Origin of the sequence: Burkholderia puraquae (genome assembly GCF_002099195.1) — a bacterium.
GTDB classification, from domain to species: domain Bacteria; phylum Pseudomonadota; class Gammaproteobacteria; order Burkholderiales; family Burkholderiaceae; genus Burkholderia; species Burkholderia puraquae.
The window spans coordinates 1-455 of the sequence record NZ_NBYX01000082.1 but is presented as its reverse complement, the minus strand read 5'-3'; the positions used below and the strand labels follow the sequence as shown (position 1 = coordinate 455).

Genomic DNA, 455 nt, shown 5'->3' with positions numbered 1-455 from the left:
TGTCACGCCAGTGGCATCGCCGGGTAGCTATGTTCGGAAGAGATAACCGCTGAAAGCATCTAAGCGGGAAACTCGCCTTAAGATGAGATATCCCTGGGGACTAGATCCCCTTGAAGGGTCGTTCGAGACCAGGACGTTGATAGGTCAGGTGTGTAAGCGCAGTAATGCGTTCAGCTAACTGATACTAATTGCCCGTAAGGCTTGATCCTATAACAAGTCTGTTTCGGCTCCATGCGTGTGAGCCAGGACTGGTTGGATTCTCGTGTGTGATACACACAACTCAAGATTACTGCTTCTTCCCAGATTGGTCGCGTTGCGAAGCAACGTGACAACCCTCTTTGCCTGATGACCATAGCGAGTCGGTCCCACCCCTTCCCATCCCGAACAGGACCGTGAAACGACTCTACGCCGATGATAGTGCGGATTCCCGTGTGAAAGTAGGTAATCGTCAGGCT

General features: G+C 51.9%; 2 rRNA genes. Both read left to right on the top strand.

The features are described from left to right. Positions 1-209, top strand: a 23S ribosomal RNA gene (locus B7G54_RS37885); the annotation flags it as partial. Positions 210-341: 132 nt separating this feature from the next. Next, positions 342-454: ribosomal RNA gene (rrf, locus tag B7G54_RS37880) — 5S ribosomal RNA — on the top strand. The last annotated feature ends 1 nt before the right edge of the window (position 455 follow it).